This is a genomic window from Xanthomonas sp. NCPPB 2864, from assembly GCF_056675615.1.
Genome location: NZ_JBWWVS010000013.1, coordinates 1 through 18,224, shown reverse-complemented (window position 1 = coordinate 18,224; position 18,224 = coordinate 1). Strand labels below are relative to the sequence as shown.

Below are 18,224 nucleotides of genomic sequence, written 5' to 3'. Positions count from 1 at the left end.
TCTTCACATCCAGCAGCACCGCGCATGCGAACACTACGGCAACGCGATACGACAGGAGAAAGGTGTGGCACGCAAACCGGCAAAGCAGGCGTCTTCGACAACACCGCCCAAGACAGTTGCCGACGCGGCGGCACGCGGATTGCGGTTGCGCGAGCAGCATGGGCGTGGTGGCACCGCAATCGGCGTTGCGCGTGCGCGCGATCTTTCGGCACGGAAATCGCTTTCCACGCAGACCATCCGGCGCATGCATGCGTACTTCGCGCGCCACAGCGTGGACAAGACTGGCAAGGGCTGGGCCGACCGTAGCGCGCCATCGGCCGGCTACATTGCCTGGCTGCTCTGGGGCGGCGATGCCGGCCAGCGCTGGGCGGCGCGGCAGTACCAGCGTCTGGAAGAGGCGGCGAGCGCGAAGACCCCGGCAGGAAAACGAGCAAGCGCGACCACGACGGCCGCCGCCCATGCCAGTGCCGCGGACAAGCGCACCCCGAAGAAGACCGCGAGAAAGAAGGCGGTCGCAAAGAAAGCAACCGGAACGTCGCCAGCGAGGAAACCGTCGGCAACACGGGCCGCGACCAAGAAAACGAGCGCCGCTAGCGCAGCGACGCGCAAGTCGGCGCACTCGGCCGGTGCCCGCAAGGCGACCGGCAAGAAGGCAGTCAAGAAGGCAGTCAAGAAGGCAGTCAAGAAGACTGCGGCCAGGAAATCTCCTGCAAAGAAGGCAGCATCGACGAAGAAGGCGGCAAACAAGACGGTCGCCCGCCGAACTGCAGCCGGGAAGAGCGCTTCCACGCGCGGTGCAGCGAAGAAAGGCACAAGCAAGACGTCTGCGCCATGGAAAAGGCCCAACCCCAAGAGTCGCTCGCGCTCAGGTCCGCTTTCCCCGGCGCAGAAGGCACAGGCCAGACAACGCGCCAAGGCAGCAGGCCGCCCCTATCCCAATCTGGTGGACAACATGGCAGTGGCAGGTAAAGGCAGCGCTGCCAAGCGGGCGAGTGGATCGGGTGCTGCGAAAAAAGCTGGTAAACGTTAGCCGCAACCGGCTGTCAGAATGGCCGAACCCGCTCGGCTCACGCGCGACGGCACGGGAGAGACGGGTTGCGCGTGAGCAGACTATTGTTCCGGGCGCTGCCGCTTGCTGTTTCGGCGGCATTGGTCCGAACAATACTTCACCTCGTCCCACACCTTTTCCCACTTCTTGCGCCAGCAGAAGGGTCGCCTGCATTGAACGCAGAGCTTTTCCGGCAAGTTCTGCTTCTTGTGGGCGGCCATGGCAAGGCGGACGTCGGACGCTGTGCGGCAGGGGTTCAAGCATGCCATAGCGATGCATTGGGCCGAAGCCTCCGCCGCTCCACGGGATGCGTCGGCGGGCTTGGCAGCGTGGTCGTGAAAGCGGCATGCGCAGTGTCTATAGTGACGCAGGTTGGCTTGTGCCGAGATGGAACGAGCCTCCCCAACGCGGGGACATGCACTCGCCTCATCATCAGACACGGACGCCCATGAAGCTGTTTCCACTTCTGCTATCTGCCCTGCTGTACGGCATTTCGCTGTGCCTTCCTGCACTGCATGGCGGTAATGATCAACTGGGTGGATTTGTCATCCTGCTGCTTGGCTGGATGCAGGTGCTCGATGGCCAGTGCCTGGCCTGGATGAGTAACCCGCTGTTCCTGCTGGCATGGCTGTGTTATTTCCTCAAGGCGGACAAGATGGCGGCGGCCCTGTTGGTAGCGGCTTGCCTGATCGGGTTGGATACCTTTCGCGCAACCCGGTTCGACAAGAACGAGGCTGGCCAGCAAGTCATGATCGATCACGTGGGCGCCGCATTCTATGTGTGGGAGTTGAGCTTTGTGGTCCTGCTCGTGCTGGTGCTGACGCGCATCTTCAATACATCCGGCGGCAGCCAGGGCGTCCGGGTATCGTGACCGACAGGCAAGCCAAGGTGTCTGAATGGCGCAGATCTGCATGACATCCAGAGGGCGCTCAGGACCATCGACATGTGGCCGGTCAACTTGAACCGCAGGGCGGTCATTGCCATCACCACGCTGGCGATTGCCTGCATCGCATCCAATCCGGAGGTTGCAGCGGCCATACCACTGCTGGAGATGGTGGGTATCGACGTGTTTGCATACTTGTTGGCAAGCCGGCTGGGCCCGGTTCTGCTGCAGGGCGTGGCGCCGGTGATCCGGGATGCATACATGCGCCGGGGCCACAGGCGGGTGCGGCCACTGGGCCATGCAGTCAACTGCTGCCTGGGTGGATACTTGCGGCAGGTGAGCTGGTACACCGGTCAGCTGGGGCTGGCCGCCGCGGTTGGTTGCACGCGGATCTGTGCGCTGCGTCGCCAGGCAACTGCCGTACCGGCTTGAACCCGAGTACCACGACAGAGGAGTCGATGCGTCGAACCTGCGCGACTGGTGAGCGAGGAAAGCGACGCTAAGGTGCCGGAACACGATTCGCGCATGGGGAACCGGCAGCGAAATCGGCAAGGTTGCGCAGGGTGATGTCGGAGATCTCCTGCAATGCCTCTGCGGTGAAGAACCCCTGGTGCCCGGTCACCAGCACATTGGGGAAGGTCATCAGGCGCTGAAACGCTTCGTCGTCGATGATCTCGCCCGAGCGGTCCTGGAAAAACAACGCGCTTTCCTGTTCGTAGACATCGATGGCCAGATGGCCGAGCTGGCGGGACTTGAGCGCGCGGATCACCGCATCGGTATCCACCAAGCCACCGCGCGAGGTGTTGACCAGCATCGCACCCGGCTTCATCGACGCCAGCGCCGCGTCATCGATCAGGTGCTGCGTTGCCGGTGTCAGCGGGCAGTGCAGCGAGACGATGTCCGAGCGTGCGAACAGCGTCTCCAGCTCCACCCGCTGCCCGAGCGCATCGAACCCAGGCGTGGGATAAGGATCAAAGCCCAGCACGTCGCAGCCCATCCCTTGAAAGATACGCGCAGTCGCCAGCCCGATCTTGCCCAGCCCGATCAGGCCCACCGTCTTGCCGTGCAAGGTGCGGCCGAGCAGGCCATTGAGCATGAAGTTGCCCTCGCGCACGCGGTTGTAGGCGCGGTGCGTCTGGCGGTTGAGCGTCATGACCAGCGCCAGGGTGTGCTCGGCCACCGCTTCGGGCGAGTAGGCCGGCACGCGTGCCACGAACAGCCCAAGTGCGGTGGCCGCAGCGAGATCCACATTGTTGAAACCGGCACAGCGCAGCAGCACCGCGCGCACACCGGCCGCGTGCAGTGCCTGCAGCACGGGCGCATCGAGCTGGTCGTTGACGAACACGCAGACCACCTCGCAGCCCTGCGCCAACGCTGCCGTCCGCAGATCGAGCGATGCCTCGAAATAAACGAACTCGGCTGCACATTGCGTGCCTAGGCGTAGTTTCGCTTCATCGAGAAAGCGCTTGTCGTAAGGGCGCGTGCTGAAGACAGCCATTTTCATGCAGAGAACTCCATCGGTGCGCGAATACGGTAGCTTGCGCATGGCCATATGGCGCTTGAACTTGTCCGAACGTGGGCGGGGCGTAGGTGAGGCCAAGCATGTCATGTCGAGCGATGCGGTGCAGATGCCATTGCAGGCACGAAGCTCTCTACCGCTGACAGCCCCTGCGCTACGCAGCCTTGCTTTGCTGCTCCGCACCGCAACAGGCACCTCTGCTCTCAGGCGCAAACAGCCGGCCTCCCTTCTGCAATCCAGACAAGAGCAGAATGCGTCCCTTCTCCCGTGCACGGGAGAAGGAACCGCAGAGCGCCGGGCAAGGGCGCTCGCCCCAGGCGTGTCACCTGCGGCGCGATCTCACCGCTGGTACCGCAGGCGCCACGCGGCTGATCAACAGCACGCCGCGTCCCGCCGTTACCCGCAAGGCATCACCCACTGCGAAACCGCAGTGTTCCAGCCAGCGCCCGGACAGCCGCAGCTTGGGCACCGCACAACCGATGACATCCTCGGCACGCCGCACGTCGTAGTGCTGGTAGCTCATGGTGACCCGCTCTGGAATGCAGAAGCCGGGCTTGCGCAAGGGCGGGGTAGGCGCCAGCGCTGGATCCACCGCTGGCTCAGCACCGGTCATGCCGGCAGCCGGGCGGTGCTTGGATCTGGCGCGTGTCACAACAGATCGCCTGGAAGGCGATGCAGCGCGTGCACGGGCGGTTGCTTTGGGACGGGTCATATCGAACTCCTTGTGCGATAGGAAGTCCGCCGCATCGCTGTCAATCGAGGTGGCGGACGGTATGCGGTTGACAGACCGGCCACAAGGTACCGGCAGACCTTTCGGTCTCCGCACACCGCCCGCCATAGAGCGGGCACGCCCCCACGCATGACATCGGGCAAGAAAAAGCGCCGACATCGTGCAATGGGCGCTGGTGCGCCTTGTGGTTTCGGACTGTCAAATCCGGCTGCGGAATGTGCCGCAGCACAGGGATCTTGCTACTCGCCAACACAGCGAGTCAAGACAGCACGGCACGGCTCCCAACCGATCCCTCGTATCTGGCGTATCGTTGTGCTCAAAGACGGCTTCGTTATCCCACTATGAGAAAGCGATGACTTCCACTGCCGAAACACCAGACCGTGCGATTCCACTGCTCCCCGGTCGCTCGATCGAACGCACTGTCGCCTTCTATCGGCGGCTGGGCTTTGTCGGCGACGCGCACCCGCACGATGCGGGCTACGCGATCCTGACGCGTGGCGAGGTGGAGCTGCATTTCTTCGCACACCCGGATCTTGATCCTGCGGCCTGCTATGCGGGCTGCTATATCCGGGTTGGCGATGTCGATGCGGTCTACGCCGCCATGCGTGCCGCGCAGCTTCGGGCGCACGGCATCCCCAGGCTCGATGCTGTCAGCGACAAGCCCTGGGGCATGCGGGAATTTGCGCTTGTCGATGAGAGCGGCAATCTGATCAGGATTGGGCAGCTAATCGGCGGCTAGGCGTCCAATCGCCCGCATCTGCGTACCTGGCTATCCGGAACAGGCCATCGGTCAGGTGGCGCGATATACACGCTGCCCGACATCGCACGATGCAGACATCGGGCCTTGCTGGCATGCGATGGCAGCCGGCGATGCGTTTGCCGCACATCACCTTGCATCGATTGCCAGCTGTATCTCTGCCGGTGTTGCAGTGCCCAGCGCAGCATAGGCAGCGCGCAGTGCCTCCACAAAACGCGTATCGCCAGAGAGCGCGGCGAACACCGCATCCACGGTGAGGAACGCCGCGATGTCATGGCTGGCATCGCCGGTGGTCGAATGGGCGATGTCGCTGAGGACCTCGCTCAGCGGATCGACCAGGGCCACGCCGTTGGCCGCCTGCCTGCGCACGAACTGCAGCCACGCCGCTACCGGAATGCAGAGCCGGTCGACCCGTCGCCCGGCGTCCAATGCATCGCTGATGACGCCGAGCAGGCGCACCGGAATCTTCTGCGAGCCATCCCATGCGATCTGGGCGAGCAGGTGGCGGATGGCGGGGTTGCGAAAGCGGGCGAGGATGGCGCCGCAGTAGTGCTGCGGGTCGAAGCCTTGCATCGGTTGCAGGGTGGGGGCGATGTCCTCGCGCATCAGGGTTTCGACAAAGGCAGCCAGTTGCGTGTGGCGCATGGCGTCGGCGACGGTTTCCAGATCGAGCAGGCTGCCGAGATAGGCGAGTGCGGAGTGCGGGCCGTTGAGCAGGCGCAGTTTGGCGCGTGCGTAGCCGGCGATATCGTCGCTGAGGGTCACGCCTGCGTTTTCGAAACCGGGGCGACCGTTGCAGAAGCGGTCTTCGATCACCCACTGGCTGTAGCGCTCGCGCTGGATCGGCCAGGCGTCGTGCAGACCGGTTTGCGCTTGTACGTTGGCGCGCAGTGCGTCGTCGGTGGCGGGGGTGATGCTGTCGACCATCGAGCGCGGAAAGCTGACCTGCCGGTCGATCCATGCAGCAAGCGCTGGATCGTGTTGCTGGGCGAGCGCCAATACCGCACTACGCAGCAGGCTGCCGTTGTCGGGCAGGTTGTCGCAGCTGAGCACGGTGAACGGTGCGCTGCCCTGCTGCCTGCGTTGTTGCAGGCCGGCGACCAGATAGCCGATGGCGCTGCGCGGTGTGCCGGGGTTAGCGATGTCGTGCGCGATGTCGGGATGGGCGAGGTCGAGGGTGTCGCCTGCGAGGCAATAGCCTTTTTCAGTGACGGTGAGGGTGACCAGGCGCACGGCGGGATCGGCTAGGCGCGCGAGCACGGCGGTTTGTTCGTCGGCTGCGCACAGCACTTCGCGAATGGCGGCGATGACGCGCAGTTGCGGGTGTTCGTCGAGCAGGGCGAGGGTGTAGAGGCCGTCTTGTGGACGCAGGGCGTCGCGCACGCTCGGGCTGTGCAGGGAGACGGCGCAGATGGCCCAGGTGGGGTCCTGCGCGAGCAGGTCGTCGATGTAGACGGCCTGGTGGGCGCGGTGGAAGGCGCCTGCGCCTAGATGGACGATGCCGATGGTGGTCTGTTTGGGGTCGTAGCTGGGAGTGAGGACGGTGGTTGGTAGGTGCGCGAGTGTTGCGATGGAGAGCGTTGGAATTGGCATGGGTTTTTGTTTGGAATCGTGGGGGTGCTGCAAGTTCGCCCGTGGCCGTACCCTCACCCCAACCCCCGCTCCGCGCCCCGGCCCACGTCTTGCGACGCGGGCGCTCCAAGGCACGCGCGCCAGTGGCGCGCAAGCGGTGCCTCTTCGCCCCGGCGGGAGAGGGGCTTAGGGCAATCGCGGCTGAGTGGGTTCTTCGCCCACGTCCGCATGGCGAGGGTGTCAACGGCTGCTACTTGTCGGTGACAGTAAAGCGTTGTGTGCTGCGGATGTCTGCGCTGGAAGCGCCGATCTGTACTTCGTAGTCGCCTGGATCCACTGCGTAGGCCTTGCGCTGCTCGTCGTAGATGCGCAAGGCGTCTTGCGCCTTGAGGGTGAAGCGCAGCTGCCGCTGCTCGCCGGGTTGCAGGGTGATGCGCTGGAAGCCGCGCAGTTCCTTGATGGCGCGTTCGCGTTGCGGCTTGAGCGGATGCAGATACAGCTGCACTACTTCATCGCCTGCGCGTTGGCCGGTGTTCTTCAGCCTGACCGTGGCCGTGAGCGTGCCATCGGCGGCAACGGTGGTGCGGTCCAGTTGCAGATCCGAGTAAGCAAACTGCGTGTAGGACAGGCCGTGGCCGAACGGGTACAGCGGCTTGCCGGCGAAGTAGCGATAGGTGCGGCCGCGCATGGCGTAATCGTCGAAGGCGGGCAGGCGCTCGTCTTCCTTGTAGAAGGTGATCGGCAAGCGGCCGCCGGGACTGGCCTGGCCGAACAGCACATCGCCGACCGCGCTGCCGCCACGTTGGCCGGGGTACCAGGCCAGCAGGATGGCGGGCACGTGGTGCTGCGCCCAGTCGATCGCCAGCGCCGAGCCGGTGGTCAGCACCGCAACCACCGGCGTGCCGGTGGCCTGCAGTGCCTGCAGCAATTCGCGCTGCGGTTTGGGCAGGCGGGTGTCGGTGCGGTCGCCGCCGGCAAAGCCGGGATAGTTGACGTCCATCTCCTCGCCTTCGACATCGCCGGTGAGACCACCAACAAACACCACCACCTCGGCGTTGCGTGCGGCGTCCACCGCTTCCTGCAGCGGCGGCTTGGCGCCGGGCATGCGCCAGGCCAGACGCACGCCGGCATCGCGTGTGGCTTCGAAGTATTCCACGCGCAGGTCGTAGGCCTTGCCGGCTTCCAGCGCGACGCTGGCATCGCCGCCGCGCATGCGCGGGGCCTCGCTCCATTGATCGATGAGCAGCTTGCCGTCCAGAAACAGGCGCACGCCATCGTCGGCGGCAATCTGCAGCTCGTAGGTGCCCGACACCGGCGGCAGCAGCTGGCCATGCCAGCGCACGCTGAAGTCGTCCTTGGCCAGCGCTCGATCGGCCTGCAGTTCACCGCGGCCGACGGCATCGTCGGTGGGCGCATTGCGGTCCCAGCGGAAGGCGATACGCGGGTCGATGCGGGTCAGCACCGGCTGGCCGACCAACGCACGTCCACGGAAGTATTCACCGGTGAGGCCGTTCTGCTTGGCATCCGGTGCCGGGCGCAGATAGCGGGTGTCGATCGGTGCCGCGGCATTGGGGTCTTCGCGCCCTTCCACCAGGTCGCTGCCGCGCGCGTAGACCACCTGCGCCTGCGGTGCGGCGTCGCGGATGCCTTGCAGGATGGTGACCGGCGCGGCCGGCGTGCCGTAGTAATTGCCCAGCAGCGACATCGGGTCGTCGGCGGTGGGGCCGATCACGGCGATGCGCTTGAGCGTGGGTTTGAGCGGCAGCAGGCCGTCGTTCTTCAGCAGCACCAGCGATTCGCGCGCGGTGCGGCGGGCCAGTGCATCGTGCTCTGGCGATTGATTGGCTGATGCAGGAATCTGCGCCCACGGCACCCTGGCCGGCGGGTCGAACATGCCCAGCCGCATGCGCGAGGTCATCAGCCGCTTGAGCGCGGTGTCGATGCTGGCCTCGTCGATCAGGCCGGCACGCACCGCCGCCGGCAACGCGGCATAGGTGTCGCCGCAATCCAGGTCGGTGCCGTGCTTGACGCCAAGCGCGGCGGCCGCTTCGGGCGTGGGCACGATCTTGTGGTTCTGCCAGATATCGCGGATGGCGGCGCAGTCGCTGACGATGTAACCATCGAAACCCCAGTCGCGGCGCAGGATGCCTTCCAGCCGCGTGCTGGCCGAGGCGGATTCGCCATTGACGCGGTTGTAGGCGCCCATCACTGCGGCGACCTTGCCTTCCTGCACCAGGGCCTGGAACGCAGGCAGATAGGTTTCATGGAGATCGCGCTCGCTGGGATGCACGTCGAAGTGGTGACGGTCGGCCTCCGGGCCGCTGTGCACGGCGAAGTGCTTGGCGGTGGCATCGAGCTTGCGGTACGGCCCTTGCTGCGCCTGCAGGCCCTGCACGAAGGTCACGCCCATGCGCGCGGTCAGAAACGGGTCTTCGCCATAGGTTTCCTGCCCGCGGCCCCAGCGTGGGTCGCGGAAGATGTTGATGTTGGGCGACCAGAAGGTGAGTCCCTGGTAGCGCTTGTGCTCGCCGCGCGCCAGGAAGGCGTGGTGCTTGGCGCGCGCTTCGTCGCTGATGGCGGTGGCCACCTCGGCCATCAACGGGGTATCGAACGTAGCAGCCAGGCCGATCGCCTGCGGAAACACGGTGGCGCCGCCGGCACGCGCCACGCCGTGCAGCGCTTCGTTCCACCAATCGTATTCGGGCACCTGCAGGCGCGGGATCGCCGGGGCGGCGTTCTGCATCTGCGCGGCCTTTTCTTCCAGCGTCATGCGCGACACCAGGTCGGCCGCACGCGCGTCGAAGGGGCGTTGGGTGTCCAGATACGGCGGCGGCGTTGCGGCCTGCGTGCCGGTGGCGGCCAGCGCCATCGCCAGCAGTAAGCCGCGCGCAGGTGGGCAACGCGGGGCGGTGGCGCGGTGGGCGGGGTGCGAATGCATGGTCAGTCCTCCTGGGTGCGGTGCGGTTCCAGCTGGGCAAAGGGCCCGATCATGCTGCCGACGAAGCCGCCGGCCTGTGCGGTGCTGAGCATGCCCGCAGCATCATTGCGGTGTAGCGATTGCCAGCCGCGCCCATCGGCATCGAAGGCAAAGCTGTACGCACCGCCGTCGCCGCTGATCTGCAGGCGCAGCTGCGCCGTTGCGGGGACGCGGGTGCGTGCGAGCGTGGTGGTTCTTGCGCCCTCGCGCTTGTCGAGAAAGACGTCCAGCGCATCGCCGGTGCGTCGCACACCCAGCGCATACCACGCGTTGGAATTCTGCAAGACGGCAAGCCCGGCACTGACGCCGGCCTGCGAGGGCACCGCCAACGCGGTGCTTGCGGTAAAGCGCGTGTGTTGCTGGCGCCGCGCCAGGAAGGCCGGTGTGGCAGTGCTGTCCAAGCCTTGCGCACTGGCATGCAGGGTCAGCCAACCGGTGCGTGCGCTTAGATCGGCCACCTCATGTTTGGGCACACGCAGAGATAGCCATTCGCGCTGCAGCGAGGTGCCGGCGAAGTCGTCGCGCCAGGTGAAGTTGCCCGACAACGGCGCTTGATCGGCCGGGGTCTTGGCGCCGCGCCGGCTCTTGGCGACATACGGAATCGGCTCGCCGGCCGGCAGGATCGACGGCCAGCCATCGCGCCAGTGCACCGGCAGCAGGAAGGTTTCGCGCCCGGTGTTGTAGCGTTCGCCCGCATACGGGCGGCTGGCCAGAAACACCGCCCACCATTGCCCGTCCGGTGTGTCCACCAGATCCACGTGCCCGGCATTGCTGACCGGGTGCGCGCGATCAGCCGGCAGGTCGCGCTGGGTCAGGATCGGATTGTGCGGCGAGGGCTCAAACGGCCCCCACACAGTGCGGCTGCGCAGCACCACCTGCGAATGCTGCGGCCCGGTGCCGCCTTCGGCACACGAGAGGTAATACCAACCGTCGCGTTGATACAGATGCGGGCCTTCGATCCAGATCGGCTTGCTGGCCAGATCCACCCCACCGTTGAGCAACACCTTGCGCGGGCCGACCGGTTGATTGCTGACAAGGTCGAAGCGCTGCATCCAGATCGCGCGATGGCCTTCGTACAACGGCGTGCCTTCTGGCGGGCCGTTGTTGAGCAGGTAGGCGCTGCCGTCGGTATCGAAGAACAATGACGGGTCGATGCCATCGATGCCTGGCAACCACGTCAGTGCCGACCATGGGCCTGCGGGATTGCTGGCGCTGGCGATGAAGTTGCCGCCGCTGTCGACCGAGGTACCCACCACATAGAAACGCCCGGCATGATGACGGATGCTGGCAGCGAACATGCCACGCGACACGCCCAGCCCGTCGTAGTCGAGCTGTTCGCGGCGCTCGACCACATTGCCGATCTGCGTCCAGTGCACCAGGTCGGTACTTTCGAACACCGGGATCGCCGGGAAATACGCGAACGTGGAATTGACCAGGTAGTAACGCTCGCCCACGCGTGTCACGCTGGGGTCCGGGTAGAACCCGGCCAGCACCGGGTTGCGGTAGTGCCCGGGCGGTAACGGCGTGGCGAACACCGCATCGTCGCCGCGATACTCGAACCAGTCGAAGGCGGCATCGGCGTGTGCTTGCGCCTGCACGCGCGCAGGCGCGGCCACCGCAAGCAGCAGTGCCGCAAGCGCGGCCGGCAGCCAGCGCATCACCAGTCCCACATCGCACCGTCTTCCAGTCGCGCGATCGGCAACTGCTTGGGCACGTAGGGATACTTCGCGGCCAAGGCCTCGTCGATGTCAACGCCATGCCCAGGCGTTTCGCCGCAATGCAGGCGGCCCTCGCGGAACACGTAATCGTGCGGGAACACCGCGTTGGCCTCGTCGGAATGGAACATGTATTCCTGGATGCCGAAGTTGGGCACCCAGGTATCGAAGTGCAATGCCGCGCCCATGCACACCGGCGACAGATCGGTGGCGCCGTGGAAGCCGGTGCGCACCTGATGCAGCGCGGCGAAATCGGCCAGCCGGCGTACATGGGTGATGCCGCCGGCGTGGACGATCGTGGTGCGGATGTAGTCGATCAGTTGCTGCTCGATCAGGTGCTTGCAATCCCACAGCGAATTGAACACCTCGCCCACCGCCAAGGGGGTGACCGTGTGCTGGCGGATCACCTCGAACGCGCGCTGGTTTTCTGCAGGGGTGGCGTCTTCCAGCCAGAACAGCCGGTACGGTTCCAGGTCGCGGCCCAGGCGCGCGGCCTCGATCGGGGTGAGCCGGTGGTGTGCGTCGTGCAGCAGTTCGATTTCATCGCCGTGGTCATTGCGCAATTGCTCGAACAATTTCGGCACCACGCCGAGATAGCGCGGCGTGGACCACAGCGTTTCGGTCGGCAGTTCGCTCTCGGCCGGCTCATACGGCTTGCCGCCGCTGGAAATGCCGTAGGTCTTCTTGATGCCGGGCACGCCGCACTGCGCGCGGATGGCGATGAAGCCCAGCTCGCGGAAGCGGCCGACTTCATCGCTGGTTTCGGCGATATCGCGGCCATTGGCATGGCCGTAGACCAGCGCGCCCTCGCGCGAGCGCCCGCCCAGCAGCTGATACAACGGCAGGCCGGCCATCTTGCCCAGGATGTCCCACAAGGCCACGTCCACCGCAGCGATCGCGCTCATCGTCACCGGGCCGCGCCGCCAGTACGCGCCGCGGTAGAAGAATTGCCAGATGTCTTCGATGCGGCCGGCATCGCGGCCGATCAGGTTCGGCACCAGGTGTTCCTGCAGGTACGCCGCCACCGCCAGTTCGCGGCCGTTGAGTGTGGCATCGCCCAGCCCGGTGATGCCCGAGCGGGTGCGGATCTTCAGGGTGACGAAGTTGCGGCCCGGGCAGGTGACGATGACGCGCGCCTCGACGATCTCGCGATCGCGGGCCGAGCCTTGTAGCGGAGCAGGGGAGTCGGGAGTCTGTGACATCGTGGTCTCGCTCAGGGAGAAGTGGCGGCAGTGAGGGGGAGTTCGAACGGGCCGGCCGGCAGGCCGCTGCGGTCGTACAAGGTGCATACCGGGCTGTCGGCCCAGCAGTAGCGCACGCGCGTGACGGCCAGGCCGGTGGGAACGCGCAGGCTGATGGCGTGGTCGTGCAAGCTGGCAACGGCATAGCGGCAGCTGTTGGGCGCGGCGCCGCACAGCTCGAAGCCGATTGGCGCATCGGCGCCATAGCTGAGCAAGGCGGTGTCCACCTCGTCGAAGGCGATGCGCACGCTGTCGCCTTCGCGTTGCGCGCTGCGCGGCACCGGGCCGGAGGGCGCAAGCGCTTCGCCATACACCACCTGCCGCGCCGCGCGTGCCAGGCGCCGGCCCAGTTCCTGCTTGTTGGCCGGATGGATGTCGTAGCGGTCGCCGATGTCGATCGTCACCGCCAGGCCCGCATGCGCATCGTTGGCGACGAAGCGGCGTTGCGCCTCGCGCAGCTGCGCCCAGCCGCTGTCGACCGGCTGGGTGGGCGGCGCGCCATAGTTGGCCAGCTGCACGATCAGCAGCGGCAACTGCGCACCGAAGCGCTGCCGCCAATCGCGTTGCCATGCAGTGAGCAAGGCCGGGTAATGCACCGCATCGCCGGCATTGGATTCGCCCTGGTACCACAGCACGCCACGCAGGCCGAGCTGGCCGAGCGGGGCGATCATGCCGTTGTACAAGGTGGTCAGCCCGGCCGCCGACGACCACGGCGCGCGCGGTGGCGAGCCCAGTTGCGGCGGCACGATGCGGTACTGCCAGGGCGCATCCAGTGGCAGCGTGCTGCCATCGGCGAACTGCAGCGCACGCGATTGCGCATCGCCCAGCAGCCCACCGCGCCGATAGGTGTTGAGCACATTGAGCACGATGCTGTTGCGCCCGGCATGCAGGCGCCCGCGCGGCACGCTGTAGCGACGCGGCTGGTCGGCACCGTAACTGCTGCCCACGCCGTGCCCGTTGACCCAGGTCTGGTCCAGCTCGTCCACCGGCCCGAGCAACAAGCTGGCGTCCTGCGCGGCCTGCGCCGGCGTCAGCTCCACGCTGGTGCGGTACCAGACCATGCCGTTGAAGCCGACCAACTGCGGCACGCCCCAGTCGTCCCACGCGCCCAATGCCGCCGGTGCGGTTTGCCAGGCGCCGGGCGCATCCGCCTGCCAGGGCTCGCCTTCGCCGTGCGCATGCCACCAGGCCTTCCACAGCGCGCCCCAATGCGGCGCGGCATCCACCGGGTCGCGTGCGTAACGCGCCAGCACATCCAGCGCCGGGCCATCGTCGCCGGCAGCGCGCAGTGCCTTCTCGCCGATCCAGGCCTGCAGTTGCGAGCCGCCCCAGGAGGCGTTGATCAGGCCCATCGGCACATCGACGGTCTTCTGCAATTCACGCGCGAAGTAGTAGCAGGCGGCAGAAAACTCCTTCACCGTCTCCGGCGTGGTGCGCTGCCATGCCGCAGCGCCACCGAAGCGGCGCTGCGGCGTCGGGCTGGACTGCGCGGGCACCTTGAACATACGGATGCGCGGGTTGTCGGCATCGGCGATCTCGCTGCGTGAATCCAGGGTGCGATGCACCTGCAATTCCATGTTGGATTGGCCCGAACACAGCCACACATCGCCAATCAGCACGTCATTGACCTGCTGCGTCACGCCCGTGCTGGTGCGTGCGCTCAAGCTGTACGGGCCACCCGCGGCGTGCGCGGGCAGGCGTGCCTCCCAGTGGCCTTGCCGATCTGCGCGTGCCTGCACCTGCTGCGCATCCAGTTGCACGCTCACGCGCGCGCCAGGGGGTGCGTCGCCCCACACCCGGATCGGCGCATCGCGCTGCAGCACCACATGCTCCTGAAACAGCGCATGCAGCAGCGGCGCATCGGCCGCCTGCGCCAGGCGCGGCAGCAGTGCTGCGCAGAGCGTTGCCATGATGACCGTCGAGAGGCGCGCGCTCATTTCGGATTCCCCGGTGCATACGGAAACTTCAGTGCCTGGTAATACGCCAACGGATGCGCCGGCGGCGCCGTGCCGGCCGGCAACGGCCGCCCGGACACGCGCTGGAAGTAGGCGATGCTGGCATCGCGCCACCACTGCGCTTCGTCCTGCTGGATCGCCAGGAAACTGGCCACCTGCCGGTAACGCGGTGGATCGATCCTGCCGGCCAGGCCCTGCCAGGTCGCGCGCATGGCACGCACCTCGTCCACGCCGTGGTCGTAATGCCATACCAGCTCGTCCCACAGCGGCCGCCCGGAGGCCATGCGGTGCTCCCAGGGCACGTGGTGGAACCACAGCAGGTAATGCTCCGGCACGCGCTGCACATCGCCAAACATGCGCGCCACCGGCCTGGCGTATTGCGCCACCGCATTGCTGCCGCTGGCGCTGCGATCAAAACCGATGCCGTCGCGATCGGCGCGGTGGTAGTAGACCGGGTCCCAGTCCGGGCGCTCGCTGCCCGCATCCCAGGGTGCCGGGCCGTAGTGATGGCCGCGCCCCATCAGGTGATGCAGGCCGAGCGGGGTCATGTAGTCCACCACTGCCTCGCGCGAGCGCAGCATCATGTCGACCACGGGCGTCACCACGTCAGCATCGTTGGAGAAGGTCATGCGCGCCCACTCCTGCGCGATCGCCTGCGGCGACAACTGCGGGTTCCACGCCAGCCGCCCGTACGCATACCAGTTGGCCTGATCGAAGATCGAGCCGCTCCAGTTGCGGTCCGCACCGATATTGGCCACCCCGGCAATACCGGTCAGCCGCGTGCGTCTGGCATCGTTGAAGAGCGTGCCATCCACGGTTCTGGCAACGGTCGAGCCTTTGCCGCGTGCATAGGTGTCGGCCTGCAGGGTCTCGGCAAACAGCGTGCCCAGATAGGCCAGATGGGTCGAAAAGCCCAGATACTCCTTGGTGATCTGGAACTCCGGCATCAACGGCGTCTTGCGCATCGCACCGAACAGCGGATGGAACGGCTCGCGCGGCTGGAAGTCGATCGCGCCGTTCTTGACCTGCACAATCACGTTGTCGCGGAACTGGCCATCCAGCGGCAGGAACTCGCTGTACGCCTGCTTGGCGCGATCGTCCGGTTGCTCGTGCGAATAGACGAATGCGCGCCACATCACCACCCCGCCGTGCGGCGCCAGCGCGTCGGCCAGCAGATTGGCGCCATCGGCATGGCTGCGTCCGTAGTCCTGCGGGCCGGGCTGGCCTTCGGAATTGGCCTTGACCAGGAAACCGCCGAAGTCCGGAATGCGTGCGTAGATCTGCTCGGCGGTGTCGCGCCACCACTGGCGCACCTGCGGATCCAGCGGGTCGGCGGTCGTCAAACCGCCGATCTCGATCGGCGCGCTGAAGCGCGCGCTGAGAAACACCCGGATGCCGTAGGGACGAAACACCTTGGCCAGTGCCGCCGCCTTGTCCAGATACTGCGGCGTCAGGCTCCAGGCCTTGGCGTTGACGTTGTTGAGCACGCTGCCGTTGATGCCCAGCGATGCATTGGCGCGCGCGTAGTCGGTGTAGCGTGGATCCAGGTAACCCGGCAGGGTCTGCCAGTTCCATAACGAGGCGCCGGCGTAGCCGCGCTCGACCACCCCGTCCAGGTTGTCCCAGTGGTTGAGCATGCGCAGCTGCAGCCGCGGCGACTCGCGCAGGTCCAGCGCGGCCAGCGACTGGCCGGTCTGCAGCAGGCGCAGGAAGTGGAACGCCCCATACAGCGCGCCGACATCGCTGCCGCCGACGATGGCGATGGTGCGATGCCCGTCCACGCTGACACTGCGGATCAGATAGCCCTCGCGGCCCAGGCCGGTGGTCTGCAGTTGCAATGCCGCGATCTGCGGCGCAGCCGCCGCGCCCAGCAAGATCGCCCCATCGCGCGTGACATTGGCGGACGACTGCGGCGCAGCACCAAGCAGGCCCGACAGTCCGCGCTGCAATTCCTCACGTGCAGCCTGCAACGTCGGCGAGTCGCCGGCGACGATCAATTCGCTTGCGCTGCCACGCAACTGCGCCGCGTTGGCCAGCGGGTGGTAGCGCAACCATAAATCGTAGCCATCCTCGGCCCGCGCGCCGGCACTGGCCAGCATCAATCCGCACAGCAACGTCAGCGCCAGCCACCACGGCTGCGCCAACGCAGCGCAATACGCGCCGCAGCGCCGCATTGCACGCGCGCTCATGCGGCATGCTCCAGCGACATCACCGCACGCCGCGGTGTATCGCCGCTCTGCCTGCTTCCCGGTACCATGCGTCGCATCGTCATGCACGCAATCGGCGCTTGCGTTACTGCAGCGGGTTGTGTGCATCGTGCAGGTTCGCCACCCACTTGAAGAGGCCACGCTTGGAGAAGGTCAGGAAATCGGTCCGCCGCACCAGCCGCGCGACCACCATCGACGAGGTGGCGGCGCTGGCGAAGGTCTCGCCGATGACGGTCTCGCGCGTGGTCAACAACAACGGCAGCGTGCGCGATGCCACCCGTGCCCGCGTGCTGCGCGCGGTCGACAAGCTGGGCTACACGCCCAACCTGGCGGCCAGTGCCCTGGCCGCCGCGCAGAGCACGCGCATTGCGTTGATCTACAGCGATCCCAGCGGCGCCTACCTGCGTGAGTTGCTGCTGGGCGTGTTGCGGGTTGCCTCGCGCACACCGATCCAGCTGGTGATCGATTGCTGGGACGACCTGGATGCCGACGCCGAACGCCGTGCCGCGCGCAAGCTCGCCAAGGGCGTGGCCGGGGTGATCCTGCCGCCGCCGCTGTGCGAATCCAAGGCCGCAGTGCTGGAACTGGTACGCGCCAAGGTGCCGGTGGTGGCGATCGCCTCCAACCATTTCAGCCCGGATGTGGCCTGTGTGCGCATCGACGAATTCGCCGCCGCCAAGGAAATCACCGAGCATCTGATCGCGCAGGGCCACACGCGTATCGGTTACATCGCCGGGCATCCCAACCTGTCTGCCAGCACGCGTCGCTTCGAGGGGTTCCAGGCCGCGCTGGCCGATGCGGGCCTGCGGCTGGACCGGCACCTGGTGCAACCGGGCGACTACACCTACAAATCCGGCCTGGTCGCTGCGGAAAAACTGCTGGCGCGCAAACGCCGCCCCAGCGCCATCTTCGCCAGCAACGACGATATGGCCGCCGCCGCGATCTCGGTTGCGCATCGGCGCGGGCTGGATGTGCCGCGCGATCTGTCGGTGGTCGGCTTCGACGACACCTCCGCCGCCACTGCGGTATGGCCCGAACTCACCACCGTGCAGCAGCCCATCGCCGCCATGGCCGACGCTGCGCTGGACATCCTGTTGAAGACGATTCGCGCCAAGGAGCGCACGGCGAAGATGGTCGATCATGTGGTCGCGCACCTGCTGGTCAAGCGGGATTCGGTGGCCGCACCGGCGGTGCCGGATGCAACGGAACAGCCATGACGCTGCACGCGGTTCTGCGCGCAGGCCGCCGGTGGTCGCCTGCGCGTGCAGGCGACCATCGGCACAACATCAACGCGTCAGATACTGGTTGATCAGGTTCTCGTAGGCTTCCTGACGGCCGCTGAGCTGCTTGGGTTCGTTGCCGGCGGCGTACTTGGCCAGATCCACCAGCGTGCTGCTGCCGTTGGCGAAGTCCGCGCCCGCGCCGCTGTCGAAGCTGGCGTAGCGCTCGGCGCGCCACTGCTCCAGCGGCGAGGAGGTCAGCAGCGCATTGGCCACTTCCAGCCCGCGTGCGAACGCGTCCATGCCGCCGATATGCGCCAGGAACAGATCCTGCGGGTCGGACGACTCGCGGCGCACCTTGGCATCGAAGTTCAGCCCGCCCGGTGCCAGCCCGCCCTGG

General features: G+C 66.5%; 14 protein-coding genes and 1 pseudogene. 5 read left to right on the top strand and 10 right to left on the bottom strand.

Annotated elements, in window-relative coordinates; genetic code table 11:
• The first annotated feature begins 64 nt into the window (after positions 1-64).
• Entirely contained in the window at positions 65-1,030 is a 966-nt protein-coding gene (locus tag AC1KVE_RS19290) for a DNA-binding protein (RefSeq protein WP_481092925.1), read from the top strand.
• 80 nt (positions 1,031-1,110) lie between these two features.
• On the opposite strand, the gene AC1KVE_RS19285 is transcribed toward AC1KVE_RS19290, so the two are convergent.
• The gene (locus AC1KVE_RS19285; protein ID WP_046346114.1) at positions 1,111-1,269 is read right to left on the bottom strand and encodes a DUF2256 domain-containing protein; all 159 of its coding nucleotides are present in this window, start codon (positions 1,267-1,269) and stop codon (positions 1,111-1,113) included.
• Between the two features lie 227 nt (positions 1,270-1,496).
• Here AC1KVE_RS19285 and AC1KVE_RS19280 point away from each other — a divergent pair, with 227 nt between their 5' ends.
• Together AC1KVE_RS19280 and AC1KVE_RS19275 are read left to right on the top strand one after the other, a co-directional pair.
• Entirely contained in the window at positions 1,497-1,919 is a 423-nt protein-coding gene (locus AC1KVE_RS19280; protein WP_039520844.1) for a hypothetical protein, read from the top strand.
• 72 nt (positions 1,920-1,991) lie between these two features.
• Positions 1,992-2,363, top strand: coding sequence for a hypothetical protein (locus AC1KVE_RS19275; protein WP_481092926.1), 372 nt, complete (start codon positions 1,992-1,994; stop codon positions 2,361-2,363).
• A 67-nt stretch (positions 2,364-2,430) separates the two neighbouring features.
• Here AC1KVE_RS19275 and AC1KVE_RS19270 read toward each other — a convergent pair whose 3' ends face one another.
• Positions 2,431-3,435, bottom strand: coding sequence for a 2-hydroxyacid dehydrogenase (locus tag AC1KVE_RS19270; protein WP_481092927.1), 1,005 nt, complete (start codon positions 3,433-3,435; stop codon positions 2,431-2,433).
• Between the two features lie 337 nt (positions 3,436-3,772).
• On the bottom strand, positions 3,773-4,102 hold the full coding sequence (locus AC1KVE_RS19265; RefSeq protein ID WP_481092928.1) for a SymE family type I addiction module toxin: 330 nt from the start codon (positions 4,100-4,102) through the stop codon (positions 3,773-3,775).
• A 430-nt stretch (positions 4,103-4,532) separates the two neighbouring features.
• Here AC1KVE_RS19265 and AC1KVE_RS19260 point away from each other — a divergent pair, with 430 nt between their 5' ends.
• Complete coding sequence (locus tag AC1KVE_RS19260; protein ID WP_435013398.1) at positions 4,533-4,919, top strand: bleomycin resistance protein; 387 nt, start codon at positions 4,533-4,535, stop codon at positions 4,917-4,919.
• A 147-nt stretch (positions 4,920-5,066) separates the two neighbouring features.
• On the opposite strand, the gene AC1KVE_RS19255 is transcribed toward AC1KVE_RS19260, so the two are convergent.
• The 6 genes from AC1KVE_RS19255 to AC1KVE_RS19230 all read right to left on the bottom strand — a co-directional run bounded on the left by AC1KVE_RS19255 (position 5,067) and on the right by AC1KVE_RS19230 (position 16,571).
• Positions 5,067-6,530, bottom strand: coding sequence for a mannitol dehydrogenase family protein (locus AC1KVE_RS19255; RefSeq protein ID WP_435013405.1), 1,464 nt, complete (start codon positions 6,528-6,530; stop codon positions 5,067-5,069).
• A 229-nt stretch (positions 6,531-6,759) separates the two neighbouring features.
• On the bottom strand, positions 6,760-9,447 hold the full coding sequence (locus AC1KVE_RS19250) for a glycoside hydrolase family 3 protein (protein ID WP_435013399.1): 2,688 nt from the start codon (positions 9,445-9,447) through the stop codon (positions 6,760-6,762).
• A 2-nt stretch (positions 9,448-9,449) separates the two neighbouring features.
• Entirely contained in the window at positions 9,450-11,144 is a 1,695-nt protein-coding gene (locus AC1KVE_RS19245; protein ID WP_481092929.1) for a glycoside hydrolase family 43 protein, read from the bottom strand.
• Complete coding sequence (gene manD, locus AC1KVE_RS19240) at positions 11,144-12,403, bottom strand: D-mannonate dehydratase ManD (protein WP_435013400.1); 1,260 nt, start codon at positions 12,401-12,403, stop codon at positions 11,144-11,146. The genes AC1KVE_RS19245 and manD overlap by 1 nt, the downstream gene beginning before the upstream one ends.
• 11 nt (positions 12,404-12,414) lie before the next feature.
• Positions 12,415-14,379, bottom strand: a complete 1,965-nt coding sequence (locus AC1KVE_RS19235; RefSeq protein WP_435013401.1) for a sialate O-acetylesterase — start codon at positions 14,377-14,379, stop codon at positions 12,415-12,417.
• Entirely contained in the window at positions 14,376-16,571 is a 2,196-nt protein-coding gene (locus AC1KVE_RS19230) for an alpha-glucuronidase family glycosyl hydrolase (protein WP_481092931.1), read from the bottom strand. Before AC1KVE_RS19230 ends, AC1KVE_RS19235 begins: the two co-directional genes overlap by 4 nt.
• 176 nt (positions 16,572-16,747) lie before the next feature.
• Here AC1KVE_RS19230 and AC1KVE_RS19225 point away from each other — a divergent pair, with 176 nt between their 5' ends.
• Positions 16,748-17,821: a LacI family DNA-binding transcriptional regulator gene (locus AC1KVE_RS19225; RefSeq protein WP_184435090.1), complete on the top strand. Its 1,074-nt coding sequence runs from the start codon at positions 16,748-16,750 to the stop codon at positions 17,819-17,821.
• Positions 17,822-17,890: 69 nt separating this feature from the next.
• Here AC1KVE_RS19225 and AC1KVE_RS19220 read toward each other — a convergent pair.
• Positions 17,891-18,224, bottom strand: a pseudogene (locus AC1KVE_RS19220) (xylose isomerase); the annotation flags it as partial.

Coding starts and splice junctions, on each gene's coding strand:
- AC1KVE_RS19285 (WP_046346114.1), bottom strand. CDS start 1,269: ATGGCCGCCCACAAGAAGCAGAACTTGCCGGAAAAGCTCTGCGTTCAA.
- AC1KVE_RS19280 (WP_039520844.1), top strand. CDS start 1,497: ATGAAGCTGTTTCCACTTCTGCTATCTGCCCTGCTGTACGGCATTTCG.
- AC1KVE_RS19275 (WP_481092926.1), top strand. CDS start 1,992: ATGTGGCCGGTCAACTTGAACCGCAGGGCGGTCATTGCCATCACCACG.
- AC1KVE_RS19270 (WP_481092927.1), bottom strand. CDS start 3,435: ATGAAAATGGCTGTCTTCAGCACGCGCCCTTACGACAAGCGCTTTCTC.
- AC1KVE_RS19260 (WP_435013398.1), top strand. CDS start 4,533: ATGACTTCCACTGCCGAAACACCAGACCGTGCGATTCCACTGCTCCCC.
- AC1KVE_RS19255 (WP_435013405.1), bottom strand. CDS start 6,530: ATGCCAATTCCAACGCTCTCCATCGCAACACTCGCGCACCTACCAACC.
- AC1KVE_RS19250 (WP_435013399.1), bottom strand. CDS start 9,447: ATGCATTCGCACCCCGCCCACCGCGCCACCGCCCCGCGTTGCCCACCT.
- AC1KVE_RS19245 (WP_481092929.1), bottom strand. CDS start 11,144: ATGCGCTGGCTGCCGGCCGCGCTTGCGGCACTGCTGCTTGCGGTGGCC.
- manD (WP_435013400.1), bottom strand. CDS start 12,403: ATGTCACAGACTCCCGACTCCCCTGCTCCGCTACAAGGCTCGGCCCGC.
- AC1KVE_RS19235 (WP_435013401.1), bottom strand. CDS start 14,379: ATGAGCGCGCGCCTCTCGACGGTCATCATGGCAACGCTCTGCGCAGCA.
- AC1KVE_RS19230 (WP_481092931.1), bottom strand. CDS start 16,571: ATGCGGCGCTGCGGCGCGTATTGCGCTGCGTTGGCGCAGCCGTGGTGG.